The organism is Streptomyces sp. AC550_RSS872 (assembly GCF_019049285.1).
Classification (GTDB): domain Bacteria; phylum Actinomycetota; class Actinomycetes; order Streptomycetales; family Streptomycetaceae; genus Streptomyces.
On sequence record NZ_JAGMUL010000006.1, the window covers coordinates 1 to 22,839 of the forward strand.

At 70.7% G+C, this 22,839-nt stretch carries 21 protein-coding genes and 2 pseudogenes; 14 read left to right on the forward strand and 9 right to left on the reverse strand.

Annotated features, from left to right (window positions below; all coding sequences use genetic code 11):
- The 3 genes and pseudogenes from KUM44_RS02420 to KUM44_RS02430 all read right to left on the reverse strand — a co-directional run.
- A pseudogene (locus KUM44_RS02420) lies at nucleotides 1-201 on the reverse strand (carbohydrate ABC transporter permease); the annotation flags it as partial.
- Nucleotides 198-1,250, reverse strand: coding sequence for a sugar ABC transporter permease (locus KUM44_RS02425; protein ID WP_217205895.1), 1,053 nt, complete (start codon nucleotides 1,248-1,250; stop codon nucleotides 198-200). The pseudogene KUM44_RS02420 and the gene KUM44_RS02425, both read right to left, overlap by 4 nt.
- Nucleotides 1,250-2,929: an extracellular solute-binding protein gene (locus KUM44_RS02430; protein ID WP_217205896.1), complete on the reverse strand. Its 1,680-nt coding sequence runs from the start codon at nucleotides 2,927-2,929 to the stop codon at nucleotides 1,250-1,252. Before KUM44_RS02430 ends, KUM44_RS02425 begins: the two co-directional genes overlap by 1 nt.
- A gap of 1,421 nt (nucleotides 2,930-4,350) precedes the next feature.
- On the opposite strand from KUM44_RS02430, the gene dhaK reads away from it, so the two are divergent.
- From dhaK to KUM44_RS02450, 4 genes and pseudogenes are all read left to right on the forward strand, one after another.
- Nucleotides 4,351-5,343 (forward strand): dihydroxyacetone kinase subunit DhaK, encoded by a 993-nt coding sequence (dhaK, locus tag KUM44_RS02435; RefSeq protein ID WP_217205897.1) that lies wholly within the window; start codon nucleotides 4,351-4,353, stop codon nucleotides 5,341-5,343.
- A gap of 111 nt (nucleotides 5,344-5,454) precedes the next feature.
- Nucleotides 5,455-6,054 carry a dihydroxyacetone kinase subunit DhaL gene (gene dhaL, locus KUM44_RS02440; RefSeq protein ID WP_217205898.1) on the forward strand — a complete coding sequence of 200 codons (600 nt, stop codon included), beginning with the start codon at nucleotides 5,455-5,457 and terminating at the stop codon, nucleotides 6,052-6,054.
- Entirely contained in the window at nucleotides 6,047-6,469 is a 423-nt protein-coding gene (locus KUM44_RS02445; RefSeq protein ID WP_217205899.1) for a PTS-dependent dihydroxyacetone kinase phosphotransferase subunit DhaM, read from the forward strand. Before dhaL ends, KUM44_RS02445 begins: the two co-directional genes overlap by 8 nt.
- A gap of 423 nt (nucleotides 6,470-6,892) precedes the next feature.
- Nucleotides 6,893-7,150, forward strand: a pseudogene (locus tag KUM44_RS02450) (SDR family oxidoreductase); the annotation flags it as partial.
- A gap of 9 nt (nucleotides 7,151-7,159) precedes the next feature.
- Here KUM44_RS02450 and KUM44_RS02455 read toward each other — a convergent pair.
- Nucleotides 7,160-7,924, reverse strand: coding sequence for a glycoside hydrolase family 75 protein (locus KUM44_RS02455; RefSeq protein WP_217205900.1), 765 nt, complete (start codon nucleotides 7,922-7,924; stop codon nucleotides 7,160-7,162).
- Nucleotides 7,925-8,328: 404 nt separating this feature from the next.
- Here KUM44_RS02455 and KUM44_RS02460 point away from each other — a divergent pair, with 404 nt between their 5' ends.
- Entirely contained in the window at nucleotides 8,329-9,306 is a 978-nt protein-coding gene (locus tag KUM44_RS02460; RefSeq protein ID WP_217205901.1) for a fibronectin type III domain-containing protein, read from the forward strand.
- 167 nt (nucleotides 9,307-9,473) lie between these two features.
- Entirely contained in the window at nucleotides 9,474-10,010 is a 537-nt protein-coding gene (locus KUM44_RS02465) for a hypothetical protein (protein WP_217205903.1), read from the forward strand.
- A 70-nt stretch (nucleotides 10,011-10,080) separates the two neighbouring features.
- Here the strand turns inward: KUM44_RS02465 and KUM44_RS02470 are convergent, their stop codons facing one another.
- The 4 genes from KUM44_RS02470 to KUM44_RS02485 form a co-directional block, all read right to left on the reverse strand.
- Complete coding sequence (locus KUM44_RS02470) at nucleotides 10,081-10,632, reverse strand: PadR family transcriptional regulator (RefSeq protein WP_217205905.1); 552 nt, start codon at nucleotides 10,630-10,632, stop codon at nucleotides 10,081-10,083.
- 31 nt (nucleotides 10,633-10,663) lie between these two features.
- Nucleotides 10,664-12,679: an NADPH-dependent 2,4-dienoyl-CoA reductase gene (locus tag KUM44_RS02475; RefSeq protein WP_217205907.1), complete on the reverse strand. Its 2,016-nt coding sequence runs from the start codon at nucleotides 12,677-12,679 to the stop codon at nucleotides 10,664-10,666.
- 218 nt (nucleotides 12,680-12,897) lie between these two features.
- Nucleotides 12,898-13,278, reverse strand: a complete 381-nt coding sequence (locus tag KUM44_RS02480) for a hypothetical protein (RefSeq protein ID WP_217205908.1) — start codon at nucleotides 13,276-13,278, stop codon at nucleotides 12,898-12,900.
- Between the two features lie 135 nt (nucleotides 13,279-13,413).
- A complete protein-coding gene (locus KUM44_RS02485; protein WP_217205911.1) occupies nucleotides 13,414-14,286 on the reverse strand; it encodes a hypothetical protein in 873 nt (290 codons plus the stop codon).
- A 268-nt stretch (nucleotides 14,287-14,554) separates the two neighbouring features.
- Here KUM44_RS02485 and KUM44_RS02490 point away from each other — a divergent pair, with 268 nt between their 5' ends.
- On the forward strand, nucleotides 14,555-16,633 hold the full coding sequence (locus KUM44_RS02490; RefSeq protein ID WP_217205913.1) for a SpoIIE family protein phosphatase: 2,079 nt from the start codon (nucleotides 14,555-14,557) through the stop codon (nucleotides 16,631-16,633).
- A 124-nt stretch (nucleotides 16,634-16,757) separates the two neighbouring features.
- Here the strand turns inward: KUM44_RS02490 and KUM44_RS02495 are convergent, their stop codons facing one another.
- Nucleotides 16,758-17,528, reverse strand: coding sequence for a putative protein N(5)-glutamine methyltransferase (locus KUM44_RS02495; RefSeq protein ID WP_308402458.1), 771 nt, complete (start codon nucleotides 17,526-17,528; stop codon nucleotides 16,758-16,760).
- 13 nt (nucleotides 17,529-17,541) lie between these two features.
- Here KUM44_RS02495 and KUM44_RS02500 point away from each other — a divergent pair, with 13 nt between their 5' ends.
- The 7 genes from KUM44_RS02500 (at nucleotide 17,542) to KUM44_RS02525 (ending at nucleotide 22,770) form a co-directional block, all read left to right on the forward strand.
- On the forward strand, nucleotides 17,542-17,697 hold the full coding sequence (locus KUM44_RS02500; protein ID WP_217206063.1) for a hypothetical protein: 156 nt from the start codon (nucleotides 17,542-17,544) through the stop codon (nucleotides 17,695-17,697).
- A 201-nt stretch (nucleotides 17,698-17,898) separates the two neighbouring features.
- Nucleotides 17,899-18,504: a sulfite oxidase-like oxidoreductase gene (locus tag KUM44_RS02505; RefSeq protein ID WP_217205917.1), complete on the forward strand. Its 606-nt coding sequence runs from the start codon at nucleotides 17,899-17,901 to the stop codon at nucleotides 18,502-18,504.
- A gap of 7 nt (nucleotides 18,505-18,511) precedes the next feature.
- Nucleotides 18,512-19,267, forward strand: coding sequence for a ferredoxin reductase (locus KUM44_RS02510; RefSeq protein ID WP_217206052.1), 756 nt, complete (start codon nucleotides 18,512-18,514; stop codon nucleotides 19,265-19,267).
- A gap of 79 nt (nucleotides 19,268-19,346) precedes the next feature.
- Nucleotides 19,347-19,931: a hypothetical protein gene (locus KUM44_RS02515; protein ID WP_217205919.1), complete on the forward strand. Its 585-nt coding sequence runs from the start codon at nucleotides 19,347-19,349 to the stop codon at nucleotides 19,929-19,931.
- A gap of 261 nt (nucleotides 19,932-20,192) precedes the next feature.
- Nucleotides 20,193-20,327 carry a hypothetical protein gene (locus KUM44_RS46675; RefSeq protein ID WP_302185948.1) on the forward strand — a complete coding sequence of 45 codons (135 nt, stop codon included), beginning with the start codon at nucleotides 20,193-20,195 and terminating at the stop codon, nucleotides 20,325-20,327.
- Nucleotides 20,328-20,488: 161 nt separating this feature from the next.
- Nucleotides 20,489-21,457: an acetylxylan esterase gene (locus KUM44_RS02520; RefSeq protein ID WP_217205921.1), complete on the forward strand. Its 969-nt coding sequence runs from the start codon at nucleotides 20,489-20,491 to the stop codon at nucleotides 21,455-21,457.
- A gap of 149 nt (nucleotides 21,458-21,606) precedes the next feature.
- Nucleotides 21,607-22,770, forward strand: coding sequence for a serine hydrolase (locus KUM44_RS02525; protein ID WP_217205923.1), 1,164 nt, complete (start codon nucleotides 21,607-21,609; stop codon nucleotides 22,768-22,770).
- The last annotated feature ends 69 nt before the right edge of the window (nucleotides 22,771-22,839 follow it).

Sequence of the window (22,839 nt, forward strand, 5' to 3'; positions counted from 1 at the left end):
GACCAGGCCACCGACCCGGTCGATCACCGGCTTCGGGGAGAGGCTGGTGACGACCACGATCCACAGCGGTCCGAGGACCCCCAGACAGCACAGGGCCAAAAAGCCGCTCTTGGCGGTGAGTCCGACCTTGCTGGGCGGCTCCTCCCACACCGGGCGAGCGGGAGCCTTCAGGCTGCGGACGAGCTGCGTGTTCAGGCTCACTTCTTGTACACCCCCTGCTCGCCGAGCAGGTGCGCGACCTTGTTCGCACCCAGCACGAGACACACCCCGATGACTCCCTTGACCAGGCCGACCGCGGCCGCATAGCTGAAGTCGCCGTTCTGGATACCCATGTTCCACACGTAGGTGTCCAGGACCTCGCTGGCCCCGGCGCCGACCGCCCACCGCTGGAGCAGGAACTGCTCGAAGCCCACGCTCAGCGCGTCACCCACCCGCAGCACCAGCAGCAGCGCGATCACCGGGCGCAGCGCGGGCAGCGTGACGTGCCACATGCGCCGCCAGCGTCCCGCGCCGTCCATGGCGGCGGCCTCGTACAGGTCGGTGCTGACCGCGGACAGCGCGGCGAGGAAGACGATGATCCCCCAGCCGGCGTCCTTCCACACGGCCTGCGCGGTGACCAGGTACTTGAACAGGTCCGCGTCGGTCATCAGGTCGAAGCCGCTCCACCCGTGGTCCTCCAGGGTCTGGGCGATGATGCCCGCACCGCCGAGGATCTGCTGGAAGACGGTGACCACGAGGACCCAGGAGAAGAAGTGCGGCAGATACATGATCGCCTGCGCCACGGCCCGCACCCTGGGCCGGATCACACTGTTGATGACCAGCGCGAGGGCGATGGGGACCGGGAAGAACAACACCAGCTGGAGCACGAACAGCACGATGGTGTTCTTCGTGGCGCTCCAGAACAGCGGGTCGTCCATCATCCGCGAGAACTGCTCCACCCCCACCCAGGGGCTGTGGAAGATCGCGGTGATGCCGTTGCCGGCGGCATAGGGGTCGTACTCCTGGAAGGCGACGACGTTGCCCAGCAACGGAACGTAGTTGAAGATCACAAGCAGGACGATCACAGGCAGCGTCATCACGATGAGCGCGCGGTCCCGACGCCACCGGACCCGGAAGGGGACCTTGCCCCCCTTGCCTGCTTTGCGCGGCACGCTCTCCTTCACGGTGGCTGCGGCGACCGCGGCCGCCGGCTCCTCTGCGGCCGCGGGGGGACGAGTCCCGTCGGGCCTGCTCCCGGCCGTGAGCGACATCAGTTGCCGCTGCCGTTCTTGTCGATGAGCTGCTTGTACCAGTCGCGCAGCTTGTCACCGCCGGAGGACTTCCAGGTCGAGATGGCCTGCTGTATGTCGGACAGCTTCTTGTTGCCGCGCACGAAGTCGATCTCCAGCTGCTCGAACTGGCTGGAGAGGGTGGCATACCGGCTCGGCTCGACGATCTTCATGCCGTACGTGGACGTCTTCTTGACGAAGGCACCCTGCCGCTGCTGCCACTCCACCTGCTTGCGGGCGATCTCGGGGAAGTCGGGGTGGGCCAGGTAGGGAGCCGGGGCCGCCAGCATCGTCCAGGCGTTGCTCACCTCCTGGATACCCCGGTCGTTCTTGACCGGGACGCCGTCCTTGACCGTGTAGTGGGTGCCCTCGACGCCGTACTCGACGAGCATCCGCTCCTTGGTGCCGTAGGGCGCGGCCGCGAAGTTGGCCGCGGCCAGCGCGTTCTCGATCGTCTCCTTCGAGGCGCCCTTGCGGATCATCGACCATATGAGGGCGGGCTGCCCGGCATACAGCGTCGGGTTGCCGCCGTCGGCGCCGAAGTAGTCCATGCCCTCCATCTGGAAGTCCGGGTTGGACGCGGCCTGTTCGGCGGTCTTGCCGTACCAGGCGGACGTGTCGCTGTTGAAGACCAACATCTGCCCGGCGGCGAACCGTTGGCTCGGGTCGCCCGTGATTGGCTTTTCGTCGGGATGGACCACACCGGCGGCGAACAGCTTGCGAACCCACTCCAGATGTTCGAGGTACTCAGGATGCTCGATGCGGTACGTCAGCTTGCCGTCGCCCCCGATGTTCCAGCCGAGCGGACCGGCGGGGAGGACACCGAAGATGCCCGCCGCGCTCCACCTCATGTCACCACAGGCCCACACCTTGGCCTTGGCACTGGTGGCCTCCTTCGCCCAGCTGAGGAACTCGTCGGCCGTCTTGGGAACCGTGTAGCCCTTCTTGTCGAAGATGTCCTTGCGGTAATAGGGCACGATCATGTTCGCGGGAGCGCCGGGTATCGGAATGCCGCGCAGCGCGCCGCCGAAGATGCTCGCGCGCCAGGCGTCGGACGGGATAGCGGCCAGGTTCGGGTACTTCTTGGCCTTGTCACCCGCCAGGTAGGGGCCGAGGTCCATGAACTTCGCGGTGACCGCGCTCGAGATCTTGCCGACCAGTTCCCAGTCGGGCACGACCACCACGTCGGGTATGGAGCTGGAGGCGAGGACAGCCCCAAGCTTCTCACCATAGGTGTTGCCGTCCTGGTTCTGCCAGGTGATCTTGGTGCCGACGACCTCGTCGAGTGTCGTGTAGTAGGGGTTTCCGGGCTTCGGCGGGGAGCCCCAGAACGGGGCCATGACCTTGAAGGGAGCGCCGGTGCCGAGCTTTTCCGGGACCGAGGTGGCGAGGGCCGCGAGGTCGACCTTGCTGGTGTAGCCGGCCGCCGAACCGTTCTTCGACGGGATATCCGGCTTGGCGAACGTGCTGGCGACGTACGTCGGGAGCAGCTTGTCCGCGGCCTTGCCCGACGTGGCTCCTTCGCGCGAGCCGGTTTCCGAACCGCCGCAGGCGGCAAGCAGCGGCATCCCACCGGCCACCGCTGCGGTGGCGACCGCCGTGGAGGCGAGGAAGCTTCTCCGGCTCGGTCCTGAGGAAGTGGAGGCGGCGTTCGGCGTCATTGCGTCAACCCTTCATGGCGCACCTGGACACCCGGCGGTGGGCCGTCGGCTGCGGTGTCGTGACTGGAACTGGCTGAGCTGAAAGGGGAGATCCCATTACTGCGACGTAATGCGTAGTCGAAGCGCTTCGATGTTGCAGAGAGGTTAAGTGAAGGCATGGGGGTGCACAAGGGTCGCTTCCAAGATTCCTCCGAGGCGCAGGAGGCACTCCCCCGCATGCCCTGCTTGAGGCAACGATGTCGACCTCTTGACACTCCCTCAGCACTCTGACGGGCATCGAAGCGCTTCGAAAACGCACTCCGCTCCGCCTCAGGAGAATCCCATGTGTCTGAACATACGCCGCACACACCACAGCCGTTCCGCGATCACAGCTGCCGTACGCGGAGCGCATCGACGACCTTCCGTGGCGGCCCACCCTCGACGAAAAGATGGGATCCCTGCCCCAGTTCACCCCCGCGGCCGAGCGCCTGGCCGTCGCGGTTTTCGTACCGACCAGGAGGCCCTGCACGGCATCGCCTGGACGGTCAGGCCGGTCCGGTACTGGCAGTACTCCCGCTCTCCCCGGGGACGGCCCGGGCTCCACGGCTTCGCCACGTGAGCGCCCACGTTGTCGGGGGCCGGTGTGCACAACGTCCGGCTCGGACTGCGTGGCCCGGTGCGGCTCGCGCTCATCGCCTCCTCCCTCCGAGGTCCGCATCGCCCCCATGTGCACAGGAGTCCGACACCGGAAGGCTTCGGCGCCGGACTCGGCTTCCTCGGGCCTGCGTTCGTCATGCTCCTCATCGCCCGGACCGTTCGGGCGCAGGGACCACCGGCTTGACGGCGCACACCATCGCGATGTCGGCACCGGGCTCCAGGCCGACAAGCGCATCCCGCGTTCTGCGCCTCGGTGATGTTCTTCTCGGTCCCGCAAGAGGCGACCGGGCAGACTGGACCTCGTCGAGCGGCGGCGTACACGGCGAAGCCCCGGGCCGCCTTAAGCGACGGCGGAGCTGAAGTTGTCGTGACGGACGTTGCCGACCGGAACACCGCCCAGCACCCTGATGGCGTGCGACTTCGCGACAGTCCCCTCCCTGTCTGCCGCAACGAGACGGCCACGTCTCCGCCGCCGTTTGACCCTCGTGCTCCTCCGCCACATCCAGCCCGGTCCGCAACGGCCGGTGGTCAGGGGCACGCCCCGGAACGCCGGCGCACGTGACCTTCACTGCCGCAAGGGCGATACTGCCGACACCGGGGCTCCCGGCGACGACACGCACCACAGCCACAGAAACCTGACGACCCGTCATTAAAGTCAGCATCAGTACCGCCGGAACCCGTCCCCGACCGCTGTGAACCGCCAGGACCGACAACTGGCCATACCTGCTCTGACCTGGTTAAACGCAGGTCAGGAGCCTGGCTTCCCATCTCACCAGGAGGTATCAATGAAGATGCTGATCAATGTCGCGGAGACCGTGGTCACGGACGCGCTGCGCGGGATGGCGGCCGCCCATCCCGAGTTGGTCGTCGACGTGGACAACCGGGTGATCGTACGGCGGGACGCGCCCGTGTCCGGGAAGGTGGCCCTGATCTCCGGTGGCGGGTCGGGGCACGAGCCGCTGCACGGTGGTTTCGTGGGTCCGGGGATGTTGTCGGCGGCCTGTCCGGGCGAGGTGTTCACGTCGCCGGTGCCCGACCAGATGGTGCGGGCCGCGGCGGCTGTGGACAGCGGGGCGGGCGTGCTGTTCATCGTGAAGAACTACACGGGCGACGTCCTCAACTTCGACATGGCCGCCGAACTCGCCGAGGACGAGGGCATCCAGGTCGCGAAGGTGCTGGTCAACGATGACGTGGCGGTCACCGACAGCCTCTACACGGCCGGGCGGCGCGGCACGGGCGCAACCTTGTTCGTGGAGAAGATCGCCGGTGCGGCGGCGGACGAGGGGCAGCCGCTGGAGCGGGTGGAGGCCCTCGGGCGGCAGGTTAACGAGAACGCCCGCAGCTTCGGCATCGCCCTCAGCGCCTGCACCACCCCGGCCAAGGGCAGCCCCACCTTCGATCTGCCGCCCGGCGAGCTGGAGTTGGGGATCGGCATCCACGGCGAGCCGGGCCGGGAGCGGCGCGCGATGATGACCTCGGGCGAGATCGCCGACTTCGCCGTGGGCGCGATCCTGGAGGACATGACCCCGCGCAACCCCGTGCTCGTCCTGGTCAACGGAATGGGCGGGACGCCGCTGTTGGAGCTGTACGGCTTCAACGCCGAGGTCCAGCGGGTACTCGCCGAGCGCGGTGTCACCGTCGCCCACACCCTCGTCGGCAACTACGTCACCTCGCTCGACATGGCCGGCGCCTCCGTCACCCTGTGCCAGGTCGACGAGGAGCTGCTGCGGCTGTGGAACGCGCCGGTGAAGACGCCGGGGTTGCGGTGGGGTATGTGATCAGGATCTGTGATCAAGGTCCTTGACCAAGGTCTGTGATCAAGGTCTGTCATCAAGGTCTGCGATCCGGAGCCGAACACCCGCAACTCACCTGCCACGCAAGGAGATCCCGTGCTCGACGCCGATTTCTTCCGCCGTTGGATGACGGCGACCACCGCTTCCGTCGACCGTGAGGCGGAACGGCTCACCGCTCTCGACTCGCCCATCGGCGACGCCGACCACGGCAGCAACCTCCAGCGCGGCTTCCACGCCGTGACCGCGGCCCTGGAGAAGGAGGCCCCGCAGACACCCGGTGCGGTCCTGACGCTCGCCGGGAGGCAGCTCATCTCGACGGTCGGCGGGGCATCGGGCCCGCTGTACGGGACGCTGCTGCGCCGGACCGGCAAGGCCCTCGGGGAGGCGGGCGAGGTGAGCGAGGATCAGTTCGCCCAGGCGCTGCGGGCGGGAGTGGACGCGGTCATGACGCTCGGGGGCGCGGCGCCCGGCGACAAGACCATGATCGACGCGCTGGTCCCGGCCGTGGACGCGCTCGGCGACGGCTTCACCGCGGCCCGGGCCGCCGCGGAGGAGGGCGCCCTGGCGACGACGCCGTTGCAGGCCCGCAAGGGGCGGGCGAGCTATCTCGGGGAGCGCAGCATCGGGCACCAGGATCCCGGTGCCACGTCCTCGGCGCTGCTCATCGCGGGGCTGGCGGAGGCGCGCGGTGAGTGACGAACAGGAGGGCGGGGGTGTCGTCGGCATCGTGCTCGTCTCGCACAGCGCGCAGGTCGCCGCCTCGGTGGCCGAGCTGGCGCAAGGGCTCGCCGGCGGCGGGACGGCGGTGCCCGTGGCCCCGGCGGGCGGCACCGAGGGCGGTGAACTCGGCACCAGCGCCGAACTGATCGCCGCGGCGGCGGCCGACGTGGACCGCGGCGCCGGGGTCGCGGTCCTCGCCGACCTGGGCAGCGCGGTCCTCACCGTGAAGGCCCTGCTCGCCGAGGGCGACGAACTCCCGGACAACACACGCCTGGTGGACGCCCCGTTCGTCGAGGGCGCGGTCGCAGCGGTCGTCACGGCGGCAACGGGCGCCGACCTGGCGGCGGTCGAGGCCGCAGCCATGGAGGCGTACGCGTACCGGAAGACGTGATACGCCCGCGGCTGCCGCCAGCCGGCCCTCGGTCATCGGTCATCGGCCATCGGCCATCGGCAGCCGCCGTACGCAAGGGCCGGCCTCCCCTCTGGGCGACCGTCCTGGTCAGGGTGAGTGTCGGCGGAGTGCCAGGCGTAGTACTCGACCGCCGCGCGCAGGGCCGCGTTGAACATCGCCGCCTGGATCGTCGGACGCAGGTCGCCGGCGGGGAGGCCCGGCCCGTTCGGGGACGGCGCGGGCGAACGCCGGTTCGGCCTCGTCGTACGTCTGGAGCCATATCGCGCGCAGGCCGGGCTCGGTGCGGGTCAGGCGTACCAACGCGCCGAGGGCCCCGCGGTCGGGTCCGGCGAGCAGGGCGTCCCCGTCGGCGAGTTCGGAGTCGAAGATCTCGTCGAGGGGCTGCCCCGGACCCCAGCGCCGAAGTCCCTGACGGTGATGTACCGCAAGCAGGGCATCCGCGCGAACGTCATCGCCTCGGGCGGCACTCGGACCGGCATCGTGGTGGACGCCGCGCCGGACGCGCACGGACCTGCCGCTGTCGGCCCGCACTTCGTCAACCTCGGCAGGCCGGCCCGGCCGGAGGAGCAGACGGCCGCCCTCGTGTTCCTCGCCTCGGACGCGGCGAGCAACAACAACGGCGTGATCCTGCCGGTGGACGAGGGCTGGTCGGCGGTCTGACACCCCTCTCTATCGGCCGTACGACTGCTCGTGCCGCTCGTCATACGACTTGTCGTACGGCTCACCGTCCACGAACTCCCTGGCCAGCCGCTGTCCGGCCCTCGTGGCGGCCGCCGCGTCCTCGAGGGGCGTCACCCGCGAGTCCTTGAAGACGATGTAGGTGACGCCGGAAGGCGTGCCGCCGCTGCGCGGATCGGGCGGGATGCCAAGGGCCTTGGCGGTGGCGTACGACGCCTCGCCGATGATGTCGTGCGGGCCGACGTCGCCGACGACCGCGTACCGCACCCGTCCTCGGTAGACGACGGCCACGACCGCACCACCGTGCACACCGTCGGCATCGTGGTCCCAGATCGCGCTCGGGGTGGGTACGACGATGTACGGGAGGCGTTCGGCGTTCAAGTGACGGCCGTCGGACTGCTGATAGGCCGTCACGTGGGAGAAGTAGGGATCGGTACGGCGGTTGCAGTGTCCGGAGGGCCGCCCGTCGCAGTCGATGTCCATGTCCGCCTTCCAGAACACCGCGCCCCGCGCCCCGCAGATCGGGATCTTCGCGGGCGCTCGGCCGTCGCTCCGGTAGCGACCCCGGGAAACGGGGGCGCAGTTGCGCACCTTTGACAGCAGGTCGGCAGCGCTGACGTCGACATCGGCCTCGCGCCGCGCCTCGGACCCTTCGTCCGCTGCGGGTGGTGTGGGTGGTGTAGGTGGTGCGGTGGGTGTCGTCGGGGCGAGCAGAGCGGCGCCCGCCGCGACCAGCGTCAGCGACTGGAAACGCACGATAAGGAACCCTCTCGGCGGGGACACTGACGGACACCGATGGGGCTGGCGAAAATCAGCCCAAACTGGTGCCATTCCTATCATGTTGCCACCAGCGGGCCTCTACGGTGCGCATCCGGGCGACACGGAGACGTCCCCGAACTTCCGCCAGGGGCCGGGGGTCTGGGTCCGTGACGGTCCCGGCTCCCCGGCCACCCGCGTCCGGCGCGGGTTCAGCGACGACAGCGGGGCCCGCGCACGGGGCATGAACTCCCTGGAACTCATGGAGAGTTCAGCCGTGAGGAGCTTCAGCATACGTAGCGCTCCGGACGGCTCACCAACGACCGCCCTCTTGATGTGATCGCGCCAGCCAGCCATATTGGTCCGGACCATTGCCGCGAGGCCGCCCCCGGGGAGGCAGAGTCGTGCGACGCGTTCTGGTACTCGTTTCCGCCCTCTGCGCGGTGCTCGCCCTGCTCTCGTCCTGCGCGTGGGGCGACCCGGACGGGAACGGCGGCCGGCCGCCGGGGGCGCCCACTGGTGTCACGGCCGACGCGGGCAGTGCGACCAGCGTGCACGTCATGTGGAACGCGGTCACCACGGACCGCGGCGTTCGCGTCTACGAGGTATATCGGGGCCCCACAAAGATCAAGGAAGTGCCTGGTTCCGCACACATGGTGGATGTCACCATGCTCAAGCCCTCCACCACCTATTCCTTCACCGTGCGGGCCCGTGACGAGGACGGGCGTCTCGGGCCGCCGAGCAGACAGGTCCGGGCCACCACCCCCGCCGCGGTGGCCGACGACCGCTCGGCTCCGACGCGCCCGGGGAAGGCCACCGGCCGCGCGGTGGGCAGCCGGACGGTTCAGCTGTCCTGGTCGAAGGCCATGGACGACCGGGACGTGGTGTCGTACGACATCCATCAGGGCGATGCAAAGATCCACAGTGTGGGCGGCAACCAGACGGCGACCGTGGTCACCGGACTCCGTTCGGGCACGCGCTACTCGTTCACCGTCCGGGCCCGCGACGCGGCCGACAACGTCTCACCGGCCACGGCGGCTGTCCGCATCACCACACCCGGCACCGACGACGGCCGCGGCACCGCGCCGACCGGCTTCAGGGCCACGACCCACGAGGCGGACGGCGCGTACTACCTCGACCTGAGCTGGGTGCCGCCGCGGACGGACGGCGTCGTCACGGAGTACGAGGTCCGCCTGGACGGCCGTACGGCGACCTCGCTGGTGTACGGCGGAACCGCGCCGCGCGAGCGGGCCTCGTACAGCTTTTACCTGGGCCCGGACTCCGGGGTCGGTCACCGGGTCCGGATCCGGGGCAGACTACCGGACGGCACCTGGGGCGGCTTCTCGGCGGAGCGGACGGTGACGACCGGCGCGCAGGACTGACGAGCCGTCCGGTGTCCCCCGGATGCAGCAACGTGTCACCTGACCGGGTCCGGTCCGCATGCGGGTCGGACCCCGGGCGCGTTGGCTGCCCCTGAGGCAGCACGGGCGTTCCCGACCCTCGGCGGCGCAACGGACGTACCGCCAACCGTGCCGCCGGAGGGCATTCCATGCGCAATTCATCGCTATTCCTCCGCTCGGGCCTGACCGTGGCAGCCGCCTCTCTTCCCTTCGTCGTGGCCGCGGGTTCGGCCGCCGCGGTCTCGGGGATCTCCGTGAGCACCACCGGGTCCACGGTCTCCGTCACGACCAGCGCGTGCAGCAACGTCAACGGCAGCTGGGGCACCGCTTCCCTGCTCAACAGCCGCCAGGCGAACTTCGCCCAGGGGCGCCAGGTCTCCCTGTCGGGGACGAGCGCCCTTCAGTCCGCGGCCTGGTCCGGCGTGAGCCCGGGCACGTACACCGTCATCGTCCAGTGCTCCAACGGCACGACGGCGGGAACCCAGTCGGTCATCGTCTCGGGCCCCTCCCCCACCCGCACGATCTCCACCACGGCCTCGCCGTCACGCGGTGTCATGGGCGGCATGGGCGGAGGCACGAAGGACTACGGCACGCTCACGCTGGTGGGCGGCGGTGCCCTGGTGGGCGCGGGGGTCCTGGCCACGGCCTGGTTCCTGCGCCGCAAGTCGAAGCCGTACCGCCTCTGAGAACCCCCCGGAGTCACATCGCCTCCTCCGCAGGCCCCTCGGAGTCATATCGCCTCGGAGGCCCCTCGGCTCACGCCCTCTCGTGCCCCGGCAGTTCCGCGAACTCCTCCAGCGCGCGCGAGAGCCACTGCGTCCAGAAGGTCTCCAGATCGATGCCGGCCCGCAGCACCAGATGCCGCAGCCGGTCCTGGGAACTGTCCTTGCCGGGCGGGAAGTCGCGCTTCTCGATCTCCTCGTACTCGGCCAACTGCCGCTGGTGGAGGTCGAGATGGCGGCGCAGGTCGGCCTCGATGCCGTCGGTCCCCACCACCGCCGCGGCCCGCATCCGCAGCAGCAGCGTGTCGCGGTGGGGCTTCGGGTCCTGGGACGCGGCGGTCCAGCGGGCGAGTTCGGCACGGCCCGCGGGCAGGACCTCGTAGCTCTTCTTCTGCCCACGGGCCGGCTGCCGGCTCGGCAGGGTGCGGATGAACCCGTCGGCCTCCAGTTTTCCCAGCTCGCGATAGATCTGCTGGTGCGTCGCCGACCAGAAGTACCCGATCGACCTGTCGAAGCGACGGGTCAGCTCCAGCCCGGAGGACGGCTTTTCGACCAGGGCGGTGAGGATCGCGTGCGGGAGTGACATGGGCTCATCCTAGGGACGCGTCCGCGCGCCCCTACAGGCTCGCCGCCAGCTCCGTGCCCTGCTTGATGGCTCGCTTGGCGTCCAGTTCGGCGGCCACGTCGGCACCGCCGATGAGATGCGCGCTGCTGCCCGCGGCGAGCAGTGCCTCGTACAGGTCGCGGCGCGGCTCCTGCCCGGTGCACAGCACGATGGTGTCGACCGGCAGGACGGTGCTCTCCTCGCCGACGGTGATGTGGAGTCCGGCGTCGTCGATCCGGTCATAGCGCACACCCGGGACCATGGTGACGCCCCGGTGCTTGAGCTCGGTGCGGTGGATCCAGCCGGTGGTCTTGCCGAGGCCGGCGCCGACCTTGGTGGTCTTGCGCTGGAGCAGATGGACGGTGCGCGGCGGGGCGGGCCGCTCGGGGGCGGCCAGGCCTCCGGGGCCGGTGTAGTCCATGTCGACGCCCCAGTGGCGGAAGTACGTCGCCGGGTCCTCGCTCGCCTTGTCGTCGCCGTCGGTGAGGAACTCGGCGACGTCGAAGCCGATGCCGCCGGCGCCGAGGACGGCGACGCGGTCGCCGACGGGCGCGCCACCGCGCAGGACGTCGAGGTAGCCGACGACGCTCGGGTGGTCGATGCCGGGGATGTCGGGGGTACGGGGGGTGACGCCGGTGGCCACGACGACCTCGTCGTAGGCGGCGAGGTCCTCGGCCGACACCCAGGTGTTCAGCCGTACGTCCACGCCCTGCCAGTCGAGCTGGTGGCGGAAGTAGCGCAGCGTCTCGTCGAACTCCTGCTTGCCGGGGACCTTGCGGGCGACGTTCAGCTGGCCGCCGATCTCGCTCGCGGCGTCCAACAGCGTGACGTCGTGGCCGCGTTCGGCGGCGCTCACGGCACAGGCCAGTCCGGCCGGCCCCGCCCCCACGACGGCGACCCGCTTGCGCCGCCGGGTGGGGGACAAGGTCAGCTCGGTCTCGTGGCAGGCGCGCGGGTTGACCAGGCAGGACGTGATCTTGCCGCTGAAGGTGTGGTCGAGGCAGGCCTGGTTGCAGCCGATGCAGGTGTTGATGGCCTCCGGCTTCCCGGCGGCGGCCTTGGCCACGAAGTCGGGGTCGGCGAGCATCGGACGGGCCATCGACACCATGTCCGCGGAGCCGCCCGCCAGCAGCTCCTCGGCCAGTTCGGGGGTGTTGATGCGGTTGGTGGTGACGAGCGGGACCGACACCTCGCCCATCAGCCGCTTGGTGACCCAGGTGTAGGCGCCGCGCGGCACCGAGGTGGCGATGGTGGGGATGCGGGCCTCGTGCCAGCCGATGCCGGTGTTGATGATCGTCGCCCCGGCCTCCTCGACAGCCTTGGCGAGCGTGATCACCTCGTCGAGCGTGGAGCCGCCGGGGACGAGGTCCAGCATGGACAGCCGGTAGATGATGATGAAGTCGTCGCCGACGGCTTCACGCACGCGCCGCACGATCTCCACGGGGAAGCGCATGCGGTTCTCGTACGAGCCGCCCCAGCGGTCGGTGCGGCGGTTGGTCTGCGTGGCGATGAACTCGTTGATGAGGTAGCCCTCGGAGCCCATGATCTCCACGCCGTCGTACCCGGCGTGCCGGGCGAGGCGAGCGGCGCGTGCGTAGTCGTCGATGGTCCGCTCGACGTCGGCGTCGGTGAGCTCGCGGGGCGGGAAGGGGCTGATCGGCGCCTGGAGCGGGCTCGGGGCGACGAGGTCCTGGTGGTAGGCGTACCGGCCGAAGTGCAGGATCTGCATCGCGATCCGGCCGCCCTCGCGGTGCACGGCATCGGTGATGACCTGGTGCTGCTCGGCCTCCGCCCCGGTGGTGAGCTTGGCGCCGCCCTCGTAGGGCCGGCCCTCGTCGTTGGGCGCGATGCCACCGGTGACGATGAGCCCCACTCCCCCGCGGGCGCGCTCCGCGTAGAAGGCCGCCATGCGCTCGAAACCGCGCTCGGCCTCCTCCAGGCCCACGTGCATGGAGCCCATCAGGACGCGGTTGGGCAACGTGGTGAAGCCCAGGTCCAGCGGGCTCAGCAGGTGCGGGTAACGGCTCATCGGGGCCCTCCGTGCGGGGTGTCGTGCCTACGTAGTTGTAGAGGACCGGAGAGCCTTTATGCAACTAGTTGCACAACTGGGAGGGGGTGACACGGGCCACTGTCGCCTCGGGCGAGTGGGCGGCTGCGGGTCGGGAGTGGTTGCTCGCGCAGTTCCCCGCGCCCCTAAAGGGACCCGCAGCCGCCACACATCCGTCACCCACCCCCACAGACGGCGAGTCACATCGGGCCGGGGCGGCTCTCCAGCACCACGTGCAGCTCGCGTTCCTGGTCGCCCGAGGCCGAGGCGAGATCGTGGACCGTGAACAGGGAGTCCAGCGTCGTACGGAGCCGTTCGATGGCCCAGTAGCCGCCCTGTGCGTCGGCCTCGACGGACGACGACAGCCGGGCGGGAGGCGGGCACTCCTGCGCGTCGGTGACCTCGAACGTGCCGAGCCACACCATCGGGCGCGTCTCGTGGAGCTGCTGCGGCACGTCCTCGGGACCCCGGTCGGACTCGAAGCACGCGCACAGCGCGTCGAACACGATCCGGGCGTCTTCCTTGTTGCATCCGCTGATCTCGACGGAGACGGGTTCCTCGTGCGTTCGTTCACGGTCCATCGTGATCGCTCCTCTCGTGGCCGCACCGCGGTACCACGGGTAGCCCGCGGAACCGGACCCCAACCCAAGAAAAGCACCACCGGCAGCCGAGCACTACCGGCGGAGCCGAGCCGTCCGCGCCTCAGCGTTCCGTGATCAGCTCCTGGTGAACCGGTACGTCTTGCTGTCCGTCAGCACACAGAAGCCAGGCGAGATGACGATCACGCGCAGCGTGCCCGTACGCCGGTCGTAGTCGATGCCCTCCGTCTCGAAGTCGCCCGAGCAGGAGCTGCGCAGCGGAAGCTGCCGCAGGGCCGTGACATGGCCGGTCACATCGGAGGCGCCCGGCTCGGCGGAGAGGTCGATCCGCAGCAGCGGCTTGGTCATGCCGAAGAGGGTTCCGGCGGGGTCGTCGGAGGAGCACAGCAGGGTCGTGGCGCTGAGGAAGTCGCAGCCCTGGACGTCGCGTACGGCGTGGTCCAGCCGGATGCTGGAGGTCCAGGGGAGGTTCGCCGAGGGTGATGTGGCGGGGTTGACGCCGGGGGTCGGGTGGACCAGCAGGCGGGTCATGGTGCCCCACTCGCCCGACACCATCCACTGGCCGCCGGGCGTCACGGCGGCGAAGGAGTTGTTGAGGGCCTCCCCGGCGCCCAGCGTGTGGACGTACTCGGCCCAGGTCCCGTCCGGCGCCTGCACCCGGAACATCTTCGCGGTGCCCGAGTCCGCCTGGTACGGCTCGATGTAGTAGCCGTTGTAGGAGGCGTCGGGGTCACCCACGTGGTTCCAGCCGCGGCTGCTGACCGAGACGGGGATGGTGCCGATGCCCGTGTAACGGTTGGGGCTGTTCGCCGGGACCTCGACCGAGGCGAGGCCCTGGCTCTCGGTCAGCGGGTCGGCGCGGTCGGAGCCCACCTCCGTCCAGGTGTCGGCGGCCTGCGCGGGCGTCGCGGTGGACAGCACGGCGGCGGAGGCAAGGGCGACGAGGCCGGTGAGAGCAGCGTGACAACGTTGCCGGGCGCGCAGGGCCATGGAGCGACTCCTTGGGGGGTGGGTGCGTGTCGGCGGACAGTTTGACGGGCCGCCATAGTCATGTACAGGCCAAGCGGAGGAACCTGTGCTGTCTGTTCGGCCACAGTCGTCCGCCCACGTGATGACTTCGCCGTACGCCCGCCCTCGTGTTGAGGGATGGTGGAGGAGAACGACCAAGGGGGCCCGGAGACGGTTGAACGCGGTAGAACAAGGGGAGTCGGCACGGGGGAACGGCGTGCCGCGAAACTGGGCGAAGGCGGTGCGTGGGATGTGTGCAGCCGAACCTCCCGTGGCCGAGGGCGACGAGCCCGTGCGCGGGCCGGTAGGGCCGAGCGGGCTGCTCGACGTGCTGGGCGTGGCCTCCGTGGTGCTGGACACCGAGGGGCGCATCGTGCTGTGGAGCCCCCAGGCGGAGGAGCTGTTCGGCTACTCGGCGCAGGACGCGCTGGGCGAGTACGCGGCGCGGATCATGGTCCACGAGCAGTACCTGGACCTGGTCGTCAAGCTGTTCGCCGACGTCATGGAGACCGGTGAGGGCTGGGCCGGGGCGTTCCCGATCCGGCGCAAGGACGGCAGCACACGGCTGGTGGAGTTCCGCAACATGCGGCTGCTGGACGACGAGGGGGACGTGTACGCCCTGGGCCTGTGCGCCGACCAGACGACGGTCCGCCAGGTGGAGCGGGACGTCGCCCTGTCGACGCGGACGATCGCGCAGGCGCCGATCGGCCTGGCCGTCCTGGACACCGAGCTGCGGTACGTCTCGGTGAACGAGGCGCTGACGCAGCTCAACGGCATCTCCGCCGAGGACCATCTCGGCCGTACGCCGCGTGAGCTGCTGCCGGACGTCGACGCCGACGCCATCGAAGGGGCCCTGCGCGAGGTGCTGCGGACCGGTGATCCGCTCATCAACCAGCGCATCGTGGGCCGCACCCCGGCCGATCCGGACCGGGAGCACTTCTGGTCCATCTCCCTCTACCGGCTGGAGGACACGACCGGCACCGTGCTCGGCGTCGCCGGTATGGTCGTCGACATCACCGAGCAGCACCAGGCCGCGGTGGAGGCTGAGACGGCACGGCGGCGCCTGGCCCTCATCGCCGACGCCTCCGCCCGGATCGGCACGACCCTGGAGCTGGACCGCACGGCACGCGAGCTGGCCGACGTCGCCGTGCCGGAGCTCGCCGACGTGGCCGCCGTGGATCTGCTGGAAGCCGTGGTGGAGGGCAGACGCAGCAGCCTCGGCCCCGCGGAATCGGCGGTGATCCGTGCCCTTGCCGTCCGCGCGGCACACGACACGGAGGCCCTCGATGCCGCCGACCAGCCGGGCCAGGTCGCCCGCTACGGCGCGGACCGCCTGGTCACCGAGTGCGTACGCACCGCCAGTCCGGTCCTGGTGACGCACGTCGAGGAGAAGGACTTGCCGCGTATCGCCCGCTCCCCCGAGGCCGCCGTCCAGCTGGGCCGCGCGGGCGTCCACTCCTATCTGGCGGTGCCGCTGATCGCGCGCGGCGAGGTGCTCGGCGCCCTGGACCTCAAGCGCACCCGCAATCCGCTGCCGTTCAGCGAGGACGACCTGCTGCTCGCCCGTGAGCTGGCGGCCCGCGCTGCCGTGCAGATCGACAACGCCCGCTGGTACCAGAACGCCCGCGACACCGCCCTCACCCTCCAGCGCAGCCTGCTGCCCAGCCATCCGCCGGTGACCGGCGGCTTGGAGGTCGCCTCCCGCTACCAGCCCGCGGGCGCCAGCGCCGAGGTCGGCGGGGACTGGTTCGACGTGATTCCGCTGGAGGGCGACAAGACCGCGCTCGTCGTGGGCGACGTCATGGGCAGCGGCATCGACGCCGCCACGACGATGGGCCGGCTGCGCACCGCGACCCACACACTGGCCTCCCTCGACCTCGAACCGACCCGGCTCCTGGAGCACCTCGACAAGATCACCGAGGGCCTCGACCACTCCATCGCCACCTGCGTCTACGCCATCCACGACCCGCGACTGCGCCAGTGCCGGATCGCCAACGCCGGGCACCTGCCACCCGTCCGCCTCCGCCCCGGCCACGCCCCGGAACTCCTCGAACTGCCCACCGGCGTACCGCTGGGCGTGGGCGGAGTTCCGTTCTCCACGACGACGATCGACCTCGAACCCGGTGACCGCCTCGTCTTCTACACCGACGGACTGGTCGAGACCCGCCAGCACCCGCTCGACGAACGCCTGGCCGCGCTGCTCGAACTCCTCGACGGCCCCGACCGCCCGCTGGAGGAGGTCTGCGACCTCCTGCTGCGCACCCTGCACCGGCCCGAGAACGCCGATGACGTGGCGCTGCTCATCGCCCGTGTGCTGACGCCCGGTTGATGGGGGCGGGGGCCGGGGAGCGGGGTCCGGTCCCCGGAGAGCCCTTCGAAGAGCGGTGCGTCTGCCTCCTAGGGGGTGTTTTGCGAGGGTGCGTGCCGGGCGCCGTGGGTGCTGTGCGGGACTTTCAAAGCATCCCCTGGCCCCCGGCCGGATTGAGGCCGACCACGACATGGGCGTACAGCTCCTCGGAGACGTTCAGACGCGCCGACAGCCCGCTGCGGGTGAAGGCGTCCAGGGCCGTCGGTGCCTGGCGTTCGCTCGTCTCGACCAGCAGGCAGCCACCGGGGGCCAGCCACCGCGGAGCCTCGTCGGCGACCCGGCGCAGGACGTCGAGTCCGTCCGGGCCGCCGTCGAGGGCGACACGCGGCTCGTGGTCGCGGGCCTCCGCGGGCAGGAGCCCGACTTCGTCGCTGGGTACGTACGGCACGTTCGCCGCGAGGATGCCGACGCGGCCGCGCAGCCTGCCGGGCAGCGCCTCGAACAGGTCACCCGCGTGCACCTGACCGCCGAAGGGCCCCACATTACGGCGGGCGCAGCGCACCGCCGCCGGGTCGATGTCGGCGGAGTGCAGCTCGACGCGGCCGAGTGCGGCGGCCACTGCGGCACCGACGGCGCCCGAACCGCAGCACAGGTCCACGACCACGGACGCGTCCGGGGCATGGGCGAGTGCCTGCTCGACCAGGAACTCGGTGCGGCGGCGGGGCACGAAGACCCCGGGTTCCACGGTGATGCGCAGGCCGCTGAACTCGGCCCAGCCGAGGACGAGTTCGAGGGGCAGGCCGGTGACACGCCGGTCCACCATGGCGGCGAGTTCGTCCGGGGTGCCGGCGGCGGCCAGGATCAACCGGGCCTCGTCCTCGGCGAAGACACATCCGGCGGCCCGCAGCACGGACACGACCGCGTCGGGCGTGAGCGACGAGGGCGACGATGAAGAGGGAGAGGTGGAAGACGAGGAGGAGGAAGACGAGGAGGAGAGAGGGGGCATGGAAGCCGAGAGCCTTTCGGAAGCCGAAGGGTGCTCTCGCGGCCGCCTACTGGCGGTGATCCGCGCCGATTCGAGGTGAGAGCACCCGACCTGACACAGCGGTAATGGGTCTCACCTCCTAGGACTCCAAACGCGGTCGGGACGGCCCCGACCGGACGGCAACCCTACCGCAACCGACCCGGCTCGGGGCGGGTCACCGGAGCGCGTACGGTTGAATGAACAACACAGATCACGCTCGACCCGCGGGCCGTCGCCTACGGCGGCCTGGAGGCACCCCCGTATGAACGTCACCCGAGGCTTCACCGGACGCCCACGCGTCCAGAACGCCGCGCTGCCGCCCGGTCAGTACGACGCGGGCGACGACTGGCCCGTCCTGTCCGCCGAGGTCACCCCCGAGCTGACGCCCGCCGAGTGGACCTTCCGCGTCGACGGCCTGGTCGAGGAGCCGCGCACCTGGAGCTGGGAGCAGGCACACGAGCTGCCGTCGTCGGTGTACGAGGGCGACATCCACTGTGTGACGAGCTGGTCGAAATTCGGGGTGCGGTTCGGGGGCGTCTCGCTGGACAGCTTCCTTAATGTGGTCCGGCCCCATGTGTCCGCCACACATGCCGTCGCCTACTCGCACACCGGGTACACCACCAACCTGCCGCTCGCCGACCTGACCGGTGGACGGGCCTGGATCGCCTGGGAGTTCGACGGCGAGCCCCTCGCACCGGAGCACGGGGGCCCGGCGCGGCTGCTGGTGCCGCACCTTTACTTCTGGAAGAGCGCCAAGTGGGTCGCGGGCCTGCGGATCCTCGACCGCGACGAGCCGGGGTTCTGGGAGCAGAACGGCTATCACGCCCGGGGCAACCCCTGGGAGGAGCAGCGGTACTCCGGTGACTGACGTGACTGTGACCGAGGCGTTCGCGCCCCCGACCCGTTTCGCCGTACCCGGGCGGATCGCCGTCAGCAACCGTGCCGCCGCGCTGTGGCAGACCGCGACGATCACCGAGATCCGCCGCGAGACCCCGCACGCCGCCACGTTCCGGCTCGCGGTGCCGGCCTGGGCGGGCCATCTGCCGGGCCAGCACTTGATGCTGCGGCTGACCGCGGGGGACGGCTATGTGGCCCAGCGCCACTACTCGATCGCGTCCGCGCCGGACGACTCCGGGCACATCGAGCTGACCCTGGACCATGTCGAGGGCGGTGAGGTCTCCGGCTGGTTCCACACGGTGGCCAAGCCCGGTGACACGGTCGAGGTGCGCGGCCCGCTCAGCGGCTTCTTCGCCTGGCCCGGCGACCGGCCCGCGCTGCTGGTCGGTGCGGGCTCCGGTGTCGTACCGCTGATGTCGATGGTGCGCCATCACAGGGCGCGGGGCCTGGACGTACCGCTGCGGCTGCTGGTTTCGGCGCGCAGCCCCGAGGAGCTGATCTACGCGCGGGAGTACGGCGCGGAGACGATGCCCGTGTTCACACGGAGTGCGCCGGAGGGTGTGGCCGTGGGACGTATGGCCGCCGCACATGTGGCGCCACTCCTGGCCGAGCAGCCCTCCGGTGGGTGGGAGGCCTATGTGTGCGGCTCCAACGGCTTCGCCGAGCACGCCTCCCGTCTGCTCGTGACGGCCGGTCAGCCCGTGGACCGTATCCGGATCGAGCGCTTCGGCTGATCTTCGGTCCGAAGCGGGCGCCACGTGTTTGTCCGGGATCGTCTGGAACGATGTCCTGTGTACGGGGTACCTGGACACCATGCGATACCTGGTGCGTGACCGGCACCGGCGGCGCAGTTCGCTGCGGCGCCGCTCGGATGTCGTCGAGGCGTGGACGTTGGGGGCGGTGGCCGTACTGCTCCTCGTGATGGCGCCACTGGTCGGGGTGTTCACGGCATGGCAGGCCCATGACAGTGCCCGGGCGACGGCCCAGGAACAGCGCGCCGATCGCCGGCAGATCCGGGCCGAGGTCGTCGGCAGGCTCGCCGGCACGCTCCCCATGGCTCACGGCGGACGGCAGCCGTCCGCGAGGACGACGGTGCGCTGGGCGGAGCCGGACGGCACCGCGCGTAGGGCCACGGCGCGTGTCCCGGCCCGCACGCGGAACGGCGAAACGGTCGACGTGTGGCTGGACTCCCGGGGCCGGATCGTGGCCCCGCCTCCGGACGACAGGGCGATCCAGCAGCACGCCATCACCATCGGTGTCTGCGCCGCGGGCGGCACCGCCGCCGTGATCCTCCTGGGCCACATGGTCGTACGCCACACCGCGATGCGCCGCCGTCTGGCCGAATGGGAACAGGAGTGGGCCGCGACGGAGCCGGAGTGGACGGGCCGCAGGGCATGACCCGGGCCCCACGGGCCCTACGCAGCCTCTGGCATACGGCGTGCGATCCGACCGTGCGTCCGTAGAGCGTCCGCGAGTCCCCACAGTCGGGGCTCGCCGCGGTCGATCAGGATCCGGCCGCCGACCACCGTGGTCCAGGCCCGGGCGGGGCCGCAGCGCCGCCAGGCCTCCACGGGGTCGCCGGCCCCAGCCGCGCAGGGCGACCCCGTGCAGGTCCCAGACGACCAGGGCGGCGCAGGCGCCGGGTCGCAGAGGCCGGGGATGACGAGTCGTCCGGCCGCCGAGACGGTCGTGCCGGCCCCGGGCTCGCTCCCGGCCGTGCCGACGGCGGTGACCCGATCACAGGTGATGGCGGCCAGCCGCCCGGGATCTCCCGCTGCCGTCCACGACGAGTAGTTCGGCGTCCCTGATCAGCAGTTCCACTGATTGGACCGTAACTTCGACGGCAGACCTACGGCGTCAAGGTAGGCGCTTGACCGGGAGAGATCTGGCGAGTCCTCCGACCTCACCCGTACGGTGTGATCATCGGCAGCAACCCTTCGAAAAGGCGGTCCTTCATGGCCCTGTTCGACCTTCCGCTCGACGAACTGCGCGAGTACCGCAGCAGATCCGTCGAGCCCGAGGACTTCGACTCCTTCTGGTCCAAGACGCTTGAGGAGGCACGCGGGCACGATCTGGACGCCCGCTTCGAGCCGGTCGACACGGGGCTGTCCACGGTACGGGTGTACGACGTGACGTTCGCCGGATTCGGCGGTCACCCGGTGAAGGGCTGGCTGCGGCTGCCCGCCGCGGCGACCGAGCCGTTGCCGCTGGTCGTGGAGTTCATCGGGTACGGCGGCGGGCGCGGTCTGCCGCACGAGAACCTGCTGTGGGCCTCCTCGGGCCGCGCGCACTTCATGATGGACACGCGCGGCCAGGGCAGCGCCTGGGGCGCCGGCGGCGGGACACCGGACCCGGTGGGGGCCGCGCCCGCGTTTCCCGGTTTCATGACGCGGGGCATCGACGCGCCCGAGAACTACTACTACCGCCGGGTGTTCACGGACGCGGTCCGTGCCGTCGAGGCCGCCCGCTCGCATCCGCTGACCGACGCCTCGCGCACGGTCGCGATCGGGGAGAGCCAGGGCGGCGGCATCACGATCGCCGTGGGCGGCCTGGTGCCGGACCTGACGGCCGTCGCGCCGGACGTGCCGTTCCTGTGCGACTACCCGCGCGCGACGACGCTCACGGACCGCCACCCGTACCGCGAGATCGGCCTCTACCTGAAGACGCACCGGGGCCGCGCCGAGGACGTCCTGCGCACCCTGTCCTACTTCGACGGCGTCCACTTCGCCGCGCGCGGCCGGGCTCCCGCCTTGTTCTCGGCGGCCCTGGAGGACCAGACCTGCCCGCCGTCCACCGTGTTCGCGGCCTTCAACGCGTGGGCCCACGACACCAAGGACATCGAGGTGTACGACTTCAACGACCACGAGGGCGGCGGCCCCTTCCACGAAGCGGCCAAGCTGGACTGGCTGCGCGCGCACGCCTGAGGAACGCCGTGGGCCGGACGGCGCGCCGGCCTCGGGCGAGGTCGGCGCGTTCGGCACCTTCCACCCGGTCCGACCAGTCGGTACGTTCAGGGAGCCCGGACCGCGCTGTCGCGGCCCGGGCTTTCCGGTGGAGGACGAGGGGTGGGTTCATGACGGAGCACGAGGCAGAGGTGCACGGGCACTGCGATCCGCGGTTCGCGGCGGTGCGGACGGCGTTCGAGGCGAACTTCCGGGAGCGCGGGGAGCTGGGGGCGGCCGTCGCGGTCAGGGTCGGCGGTGAGACCGTGGTGGACCTGTGGGGCGGGTGGGCGGACGCGGCGCGCGGCCGCCCGTGGCAGCGGGACACGCTGGTCAACGTGTGGTCGACGACCAAGGGTCCGACGGCCCTGTGCGCGCACGTCCTCGCCGATCGGGGGCTGCTCGACCTGGACGCGCCGGTGGCCGCGTACTGGCCGGAGTTCGCCGCGGCGGGCAAGGAGCAGATCCTCGTACGGCATCTGCTGTCGCACCGCGCCGGTCTGTCCGGCCTGCGGGAGCCGCACTCGCTCCAGCAGCTCTGCGACTGGGAGTTGACGACCCAGCGACTGGCGGCGATGGAGCCGTGGTGGGCGCCGGGGACGCAGTCCGGGTACCACGCGCTCACGTACGGATTCCTGGTCGGGGAGGTCGTACGGCGGGTGTCCGGGCTGCTGCCCGGGGCTTTCCTGGAGCGGGAGGTGACCGGGCCGCTCGGGATCGACTTCGCGATCGGGCTGCCGCAGAAGGAGTCCGGGCGGGCCGCAGAGCTGGTGCCGCCGGTCGCGCCGAGCAGCGAACAGAAGGCGATCTTCAGCCAGTTGGCGCCCGCCGCCCTGGCCGCGCTGGCCAACCCCGCGGTGGGGGCGGAGGAGGCCAACTCGCCCGAGTGGCGGGCCGCCGAGATCCCCGCCGCCAACGGCCACGGCACCGCACGAGCGGTCGCCGCGCTGTACGGGATCTTCGCGGGCCGCGGGACGTACGACGGCCACCGCGTCCTGTCCCCCGAGGCCGCCGAGCGGGTGCGCGAGGGGCAGGGCAGCTGTCGCGATCTGGTGCTCGGGGCCGGGTTCGAGAGCGAGACCGAGGTTGGGCTCGGCCTGTGGCTGAGCGGGGCGAACGGTTCGTACGGACCCAACCCGCGGGCTTTCGGACACGACGGCTTCGGCGGCTCGTGCGGTCTGGCCGATCCGGAGGCCGGGGTGTCGCTGGGCTATGCGATGAACCGGATGGGGCCTCATATAGCCGACGACCCGAGGAAGATGGCGCTGATCGACGCCTTGTACGGCGCTCTGTGAGCGCCGGTTCACGCGGGTCGTTTCGGCCGAAGTGACAGACCACTCTTCCCTTCTGGTTTAGACCAATGC